We start from the raw sequence: 407 nt of genomic DNA, 5'->3' as shown, positions 1-407 counted from the left end.
TAGCCGGGCGTTATGTGTTTTGGAGATTATCGTGCGTAAATTTGGGCTATTGTTTGTACTGTTTTTTGCGAGTTTTTCCAGTATCTCAGCGACGTTGGTGACAGAAAACTATGTGGTTTTGATCGGGTCAAACTGCATTGAAGGTAACGTGACTTGTGATGACGTAACTTATACTGGTAAATCAAAGAGATCTGGCAATGAGATTATTCTTACTGGCCATACTTTACATACATATTTATCAGATGGCACACCATCAAGATTTATTGGTTATGAGTTTGTAACTGGCGATTTTGTTTACGTAATTTCAGATTCAGGATTGTTGACAGTTACCCAAGACCAAAGAGTTTTGGTCAAGGAGCAAGGAAATTGGGATTGGTCGAAATAAACACATAACAAACGGCTCAAGA

General features: G+C 38.6%; 1 protein-coding gene. It reads left to right on the top strand.

The features are described from left to right. A partial coding sequence (locus DD616_RS17045) for a hypothetical protein (RefSeq protein ID WP_306307610.1) occupies nucleotides 1-385 on the top strand: 385 nt, incomplete at its 5' end. Nucleotides 386-407 lie beyond the last annotated feature (22 nt).

This window comes from Vibrio anguillarum, from assembly GCF_003390515.1.
Lineage (GTDB): Bacteria > Pseudomonadota > Gammaproteobacteria > Enterobacterales > Vibrionaceae > Vibrio > Vibrio anguillarum.
This window is presented reverse-complemented; position numbering and strand designations above follow the sequence as displayed.